Origin of the sequence: Limosilactobacillus balticus (assembly GCF_014145615.1) — a bacterium.
Taxonomy (GTDB): domain Bacteria; phylum Bacillota; class Bacilli; order Lactobacillales; family Lactobacillaceae; genus Limosilactobacillus; species Limosilactobacillus balticus.
In genome coordinates, this window is record NZ_JACIVH010000053.1 from 1 (window position 1) to 318 (window position 318).

The 318-nt window shown below is 47.5% G+C and carries 1 protein-coding gene; it reads right to left on the reverse strand.

Features of this window, described 5'->3' with window-relative positions; genetic code table 11:
• The coding region (locus tag H5S10_RS02840; protein WP_407657685.1) for a hypothetical protein at nucleotides 1-318 on the reverse strand (318 nt) is incomplete at both ends.

The following is a 318-nucleotide window of genomic DNA, read 5'->3' on the forward strand; positions in this document are numbered from 1 at the left end:
TAAGTGCAAGTGAAAGTACCTCTGCTTCGGTAAGTGCGAGTGAATCAACTTCAGCTTCGGTAAGTGCAAGCGAAAGTACCTCTACTTCAGTAAGTGCGAGTGAATCAACTTCAGCTTCTGTAAGTGCAAGTGAAAGCACCTCAGCTTCAGTAAGCGCCAGCGAAAGTACTTCGGCTTCAGTAAGTGCGAGCGAAAGCACATCAGCTTCAGTAAGCGCCAGCGAAAGCACATCAGCATCTGTAAGTGCAAGTGAAAGTACCTCGGCTTCAGTAAGCGCCAGCGAAAGTACCTCAACATCGTTGAGTGTGAGTGAAAGTA